Genomic DNA, 6,913 nt, shown 5'->3' with positions numbered 1-6,913 from the left:
GCCTTCCCTCTTCTCCTTAAATTTTATATTTATTAAGGGGAATCTATGAACCACCTACAAGCTACACTACAAACCATCAACCAATTCGTTTGGGGACCACCACTACTTATTCTGCTAGTGGGTACAGGTATCTATTTTACTTTTCGCTTAGGCTTACTCCAGTTTAGACACCTCCCAACCGCGCTAAAAATGGTGTTCAGTAAAGACAAATCCGGTACGGGTGACGTATCAAGCTTCGCCGCTTTGTGTACAGCGCTTTCCGCAACGATTGGTACAGGCAATATTGTAGGCGTAGCGACCGCAATCAAGATTGGTGGTCCTGGCGCCCTATTCTGGATGTGGCTTGCCGCTATATTTGGTATGGCGACCAAATACGCAGAATGTCTACTTGCCGTTAAATACCGCAGAACCGATAGCAATGGCGAAATGGTTGGCGGCCCAATGTACTACCTGCAATACGGTGTCGGCTCACGAATCTTAGCGGTCATGTTCGCTGTCTTCGCGCTCGGTGTTGCTTGCTTCGGTATCGGTACCTTCCCACAAGTAAACGCAATTTTAGACGCAACTCAAATCTCATTTGGCGCATCACGTGAAATGTCAGCGGTTGTCCTCACGATCCTTGTGGCGGTTGTAACCCTTGGTGGTATTCAATCTATCGCTAAAGTAGCAGGGAAAGTCGTTCCTACGATGGCGGTGATGTACGTCGTCGCGTGTTTAAGCGTTCTGATTTCAAATGCAGACCAACTACTGAATGCCATTACCCTTGTTGTGACTTCTGCGTTTACCAACACGGCAGCAACCGGTGGTTTCTTTGGCGCGAGCATCATGCTTGCTATCCAATCAGGTATCGCTCGTGGCGTGTTCTCGAACGAATCTGGCTTAGGTAGCGCACCAATGGCAGCAGCCGCGGCTAAAACAGACTCATGTGTGAAACAAGGGCTTGTCTCTATGACAGGCACCTTCTTCGATACCATCATCATCTGTACGATGACAGGTCTGGCACTTATCTTAACGGGCGCTTGGCAGACTGACCTTTCTGGCGCTGCGATGACCACTCATGCATTCGCTGTTGGCTTGAATGCAGACACCCTTGGCCCTATGTTGGTTTCTGTTGGCTTAATCTTCTTTGCGTTTACAACAATTTTAGGTTGGAACTACTACGGTGAGCGCTGTGTTGTGTTCTTGCTAGGTACCAAAGCAGTATTGCCTTACAAGATTATCTTCATTGCGTTGGTGGCTTCTGGTGCATTCTTAAAGCTCGACATGATCTGGATAATGGCGGATATCGTGAACGGCCTAATGGCAATTCCGAACCTAATTGGGCTTATCTTACTGCGCCATGTTGTTATCGAAGAAACCAAGCTATTCTTCAAACCGTTAACTTCTTCAAATGATTGTGAAGCAGTTAAAGCATAATAAGAATTGAGCGATCAAAAACGCCCGCAATGATGTGCGGGCGTTTTATTATAAAACTAATGGCTATGTGCCAGTGATTTAGATTCCAATACATTATACCAATCGTAGTAAATAACTGGTCACCCTAGCTTGCTAAAACGCTCGATAACTGCGTTAGTATTTTTGATTGTAGAATAACTACTTATCAAAAAATGCTGCCTTGTTCTCAAGCCTTTTCCCTGCGCTATTTTTGATCACTTACTTACTGTGATTGGTATTAAGTCACTATGACTTAGCTAGGTTCTTCCATTAAAAGCTTCACACCCAGCCCCACCAGCACCATGCCAGTCACGCCTTCCATCCACTTCATAAAACTCGCATTCTTAAGCAAGTTTTTAGCCGAGTTAAGTGCCCCAGCCAAACCGCATTGCCACACCATCGCAATCATAAAGTGTACCGAAGCCATCAACATAGATTGCAATAATGGTGATCCTTCAGGGTTTACGAATTGAGGTAAAAAGGCCAAATAGAAAACTGCCGTTTTTGGGTTAAGAACGTTAGACAGAAAGCCTTCGCGTAGAGAACGCTTAGCACTGTATGCTTGCTGAGCTTGTTCACCCACCTTCAAACCGCCACCGTTTTTCATCAAAGCTCGTAAACTGCTTAAGCCAAGCCAGATCAGGTAAACCGCACCCACCATCTTAACGGCTTGAAAGAGTTCAGCTGACTGGGCGAGGATTGCAGAAATACCCACAGCAGAGAAAAACGCGTGTACATACAAGCCGCTACAAATACCAAAGCTGGTCATCACGCCGTCAGATAAGCCAGAACGGCTCGTATTGCGAATCACCAAAGCCGTATCTAAACCCGGCGTTAGCGTTAAAATAGTAATGGCAATTAAAAATGCCTCAAAGTTCAAAATATCCATATCATTGTCATTGTTGTTCAGCGATCTATCATCAATACCGTGTATCTGAACAATTCGCAAGCAACAATTGCCACCAGCTATACAACTCACTGATTTTGTGCACAATGGAACAGTTTAATTTGTTAAGAAATAGTAAATTCAAGGCATCGTACCGCCTCATGCTTTTCTCGCTATATCTTCAACTCCGAAGGTCAGCGTCTTTTAAAAGTAGAGCCATAATCAAAGTACATGAGAGATGAACCTTAACGCTGACGCAGTCCTAAGGATCATTTACAGAAACCAAATTAAGAGTAGTCAAATGAGCGCATTCAAAAAACTAGTCGAACACTCTCAAAAATGTTCACGCTTTCAACACCTAGCCTCGATTTGTGGTTGGGACCAAGCTTCAATGATGCCTGCCGGTGGTAACCAAGCTCGTAGTGAAGCAATGGCCGAGCTTTCGGTTCATATTCACGGGTTGATGACGCAACCACAACTTGGAGATTGGATTGCAGACGCTGAAAACGAAGCGCTGAACAACGAACAACAATCATCTCTGCGTGAAATTAAACGCCAATGGCAACAAGCTAACCTACTTCCAGAAAAATTGGTGGAAGCGAAATCTCTAGCGGGTTCAAAATGTGAGCATGCGTGGCGTAGCCAACGTGGAGAAAACGACTGGGTTGGTTTTGAAAAGAACTGGCGTGAAGTGGTTGAGCTGTCTCGTGAAGAAGCACAGATCCGCGCCGATGCGGCGAACCTAACACCTTATGATGCCATGCTTGATATCTATGAACCAGGCACCAGCTCTGCTTCACTTGATGTCTTGTTTGCCGACGTTAAGACATGGCTGCCAAACCTGATTGATGAAGTAATCGAAAAACAATCGAGCGAGCAATTTAATGCGCCATCTGGCATCTATTCGACCGAGAAACAGAAAGCACTTGGTTTAGAAGTCATGAAGCTGCTTCAGTTCGATTTTGAACACGGCCGATTGGATGAAAGTGTTCACCCATTCTGTGGCGGCGTGCCTTCAGACGTGCGTATCACAACCCGCTACGACGAAGCTGAATTCGTTCAAAGCTTAATGGGTATAGTGCATGAAACAGGGCACGCGCGTTACGAACAAGGCTTACCAAAACACCTAGCAGGCCAACCGGCGGGCGAAGCGCGCTCTATGGGTATCCACGAATCTCAATCTTTGTTCTTCGAGATGCAAGTTGGCCGCAGCGACCCATTCATCGGACACTTAGCAAACTTGGCGGGGCAGCAATTCTCAGGTTCAGAGTTTGAGAAAGAGAACTTCCAGAAGATCTACACTCGCGTGAAGAAAGACTTCATCCGTGTTGACGCTGATGAGCTTACCTACCCTGCACACGTTATCTTACGCTACGAAATTGAACGTGACTTGATCAACGGTAAGATCAAACACACCGATGTGCCAGAACTATGGAATACTAAGATGCAGTCATACCTTGGATTAAGCACTCAAGGCAATTTCACTAATGGCTGTATGCAGGATATTCACTGGACGGACGGCGCATTCGGTTACTTCCCATCTTACACACTAGGGGCGATGTACGCGGCTCAGTTCATGGCTTCAATGAAGAAAACAGTGGATGTGAACGCTGTGATTGAAAGTGGCGACCTATCCCCTATCTTCACTTGGTTAGAATCGAATATTTGGAGTAAAGGCAGCCTGCTTAACACCGATGACTTGGTGAAAGGCGCAACCGGTGAAACCTTGAATGCGCAATACTTCAAAGATCACCTAAGAAGCCGTTACCTTTAATGGAATAAATCGATAGAGGCTGATCAGTTTATTGCTTCAGCCTTTTTAATCTCATTTTCAAAACATACTTAGGTTGATTTGAAGATTTATCCCTTCATCGAACCTAACAATCACGGAATATCCTGGTACCTGCTAGCGCGGAATTGGACAATTCCGAGTTGCGTCTTTTGCTAATATAGCAAAGCATGAATTATTGAAAGTATGGAAAAATTCGCTTACGTGAGTGTCCAGTATCACTGGAGCAGATCATTTGTTATATTTTTTTACCTGAGAACAATGCAACACACCCTATAACTTCCACTTTTACATCAGTAAAGTGTTCATTTAACGATGTCACCAATGAGTCTAAATCATCGTTGTTATTACTAAATATGCCTTTCTTATTGTAAACACCCATCAATTTTTTAGCGAAAAAATTCAGTTTCGTACCCTTACCTAAAATTGTACTACCAAACAAAACCCCACCTTCGTTCATATAGCTTTTTAAATGCTTAAACATAATGCCTTTACCAATTAAATTTCCAGGCAAACAATGAAGTAAATAATTAACACTAATTGAGTCAAATTTTTCGATACTTAATTCAAGAGGCTCAAGTACATCCCCACAGTAAACTTCAGGTTGAAAATGACTAATTGCTTTTGAGGTTGTATCAAGACTATTTTCATTCAAATCTAGCAAAGCGATACGTTTTGTTGTTTGTGGTAGGTAATTCTTAAGGTAATAACCTGAGCCAACGCCAACATCTAAATGATTAGATGAAACTAACATTGAAAATTGCTCACTAATAAGTCTAGTTGGGCATTTCCAAAAATAGTTATTTGATACTCCTAAAACCCAGAAATCGTATATTGATAGTACTTTCTTCGAGTAAACCGCTTGTCCAGCAATTGAGGCTTCTTGATTCATGTTAATTTCATATAGTTATAAATTATTAAAGTGCAATTTATACTAAAAAGTGAAGATTGCAAATCATACCAGAGATAAGAAATATAACATTTTAATAAGCGTGCGAGCACATATTGCTTCCGATTCAAGGCACTTTATCAATCAAAAACTTCCCTTTAGTTTTCTACTATTCAATAGCCGAGAAATAGTTGAACAACATATTCGTGCGTAACTGTGATTTAAGATCAGTCTGTTGTGGATTAGAAAATTTAGCTACATTGTTGGATCTCTAGGCATGAGGAAAAGTAAGGCAAGTTGCAGGGTTTAAAACTGAGTTCAATCCCTCTCTGGCTCACTTTTGGGCATAAATGATCTACAGCTTCCCCTAAATTAACAATTCAGAGATAACTATAGGTATGGAAAGTTACTTAACGTAGCGTCCAGTATTGATGGTGCCGATCACTGACAAGTATACGGACCTTCATGACAATATGCTTTTTCACATATTTTAAATCATGCTCTCTAATGCCTATCAATAAAAAAGCCCAAACAAAGGATTGGGCTCAATTGAATAATCATGAAACCATTGTCATGGTGGTTATATTCCGATTAATTTCCCCAGATTTGGCTTACAAACTCTGGATGGTCAATAAACGGATTACGATTCCCTTGGAAATCATGTACCGCCTTATTTCGGTCGATTTCTTTTTGGCTTACTGGATCTTCAGAATGCCAACGCTTTAGCATAGTAAGTAGCCAAGGTTCAAAAACGGTTGTATTGGTTCCATCCAGAACGGCATCAGAGCTTGTAGAGTTTCCTTCCCAATTAGCGATTTCATTTTCATAGCGTGTTGCCATGTAGAAATATGCTCTTGCGAAATCACCTTTAAACTCATCAATTGGCTCAAACACCGTACCGACATAACCAAGAGAGTTCGCTGCACTGCCTAACTTAGAACCATTGCTTGATGTGTATGTCGCGCTACTCACCTCACCAAATGGCCAATTACTACGTTTCGAGTTAACGTAACCGTCAGTGGCAAATAAATGGTGACCGTCAGAGTTCATTGGCTCGACTTTCCCACCAAACCAGCTTTTCGGGAATGAGTGCTCACGGTTGTAGCAATCACCTTCTTTGCTGTATTGACCACATTGATCGGCCACCTTAGTAAATTGGATTGAATCTGAGCCTGAAGGTTTCTCCGAATACATATCGAGAATCGACCCATCAGTGTCATAGTATGCGTCTAGGTCAGCCTCAGACACTAACGTCCAAATAGCGGTGTAACCCTGACTACTATGATTATCAATAATTTGATACAAGGCCGTTTTTAACGCAAAGCCCACTTTGCCTTCAGCGTCTTTGTAATACTCACCTAACACTGGTGGTTCAGTTGGTGGTGTAGTTGAGCCACCAATCGTAAATTCTGTACTCTGACTTGCTTGGAAATCACCACCAGATGCCACAACGGTTCCGTTTACCGACAAACTGTATGAACCATTCCCCACACTGCAACACATCCCATCTCCATAAGAGTCTGAGACTTCTAGGGTGTAGCTACCATCTGCTAAACACATTTCCACTTCATTGTTGGTGTTACTTTGATAGTCTGAACCAGAATAAAGAGTTTGAGAAACTGAGTTTTTGAGAGACCAACTGGTTTCAGAGCCATAGTTATCCGTCACTAGCGTGAGTGCGGCACTTGTGTCATTGCAGCTTTGTGTTGGTGGAGTCTCCGTAGGCTGAAAGTTATCTAAATACACCACTTCCGCACCATCAAAACCTGCATCATCATAAAATCGTATGCCCACAACGATATCTTTAGTGCTCGTAGCGCTGTACGAGTGAGTCAATGCTTGCCACTGATTCGTTAAACCATTATTCGAGTAGCCTAAATAGCCATCAACAAAAAGGCGAGCTTTCACGTTGCCT

The 6,913-nt window shown here is 42.9% G+C and carries 5 protein-coding genes; 2 read left to right on the top strand and 3 right to left on the bottom strand.

Translation table 11 applies throughout. The features are described from left to right. Window positions 1–45 precede the first annotated feature (45 nt). On the top strand, window positions 46–1,416 hold the full coding sequence (locus AB4653_RS15175) for a sodium:alanine symporter family protein (protein ID WP_102257304.1): 1,371 nt from the start codon (window positions 46–48) through the stop codon (window positions 1,414–1,416). A gap of 271 nt (window positions 1,417–1,687) precedes the next feature. Here the strand turns inward: AB4653_RS15175 and AB4653_RS15170 are convergent, their stop codons facing one another. Next, the gene (locus AB4653_RS15170; RefSeq protein ID WP_012603778.1) at window positions 1,688–2,323 is read right to left on the bottom strand and encodes a LysE family translocator; all 636 of its coding nucleotides are present in this window, start codon (window positions 2,321–2,323) and stop codon (window positions 1,688–1,690) included. Window positions 2,324–2,621: 298 nt separating this feature from the next. Here AB4653_RS15170 and AB4653_RS15165 point away from each other — a divergent pair, with 298 nt between their 5' ends. Further along, window positions 2,622–4,094 (top strand): carboxypeptidase M32, encoded by a 1,473-nt coding sequence (locus tag AB4653_RS15165; RefSeq protein WP_102257305.1) that lies wholly within the window; start codon window positions 2,622–2,624, stop codon window positions 4,092–4,094. A gap of 253 nt (window positions 4,095–4,347) precedes the next feature. On the opposite strand, the gene AB4653_RS15160 is transcribed toward AB4653_RS15165, so the two are convergent. Both AB4653_RS15160 and AB4653_RS15155 read right to left on the bottom strand, forming a co-directional pair. After that, window positions 4,348–5,001: a bifunctional 2-polyprenyl-6-hydroxyphenol methylase/3-demethylubiquinol 3-O-methyltransferase UbiG gene (locus AB4653_RS15160; protein ID WP_009846565.1), complete on the bottom strand. Its 654-nt coding sequence runs from the start codon at window positions 4,999–5,001 to the stop codon at window positions 4,348–4,350. A gap of 588 nt (window positions 5,002–5,589) precedes the next feature. Beyond that, window positions 5,590–6,913 (bottom strand): endonuclease (locus AB4653_RS15155; RefSeq protein WP_372104635.1); only part of this gene is annotated, 1,324 nt, incomplete at its 5' end.

The organism is Vibrio sp. 10N.222.48.A3, assembly GCF_041475345.1.
Classification (GTDB): Bacteria; Pseudomonadota; Gammaproteobacteria; order Enterobacterales; family Vibrionaceae; genus Vibrio; species Vibrio tasmaniensis_A.
Note: the sequence above shows the minus strand (reverse complement) of the source record. Positions and strands in the feature narration are given on the sequence as shown.

Bases quoted from the DNA above. Each gene is read 5' to 3' on its own strand.
- AB4653_RS15175 (WP_102257304.1), top strand. From the start codon at position 46: ATGAACCACCTACAAGCTACACTACAAACCATCAACCAATTCGTTTGG.
- AB4653_RS15170 (WP_012603778.1), bottom strand. From the start codon at position 2,323: ATGGATATTTTGAACTTTGAGGCATTTTTAATTGCCATTACTATTTTA.
- AB4653_RS15165 (WP_102257305.1), top strand. From the start codon at position 2,622: ATGAGCGCATTCAAAAAACTAGTCGAACACTCTCAAAAATGTTCACGC.
- AB4653_RS15160 (WP_009846565.1), bottom strand. From the start codon at position 5,001: ATGAATCAAGAAGCCTCAATTGCTGGACAAGCGGTTTACTCGAAGAAA.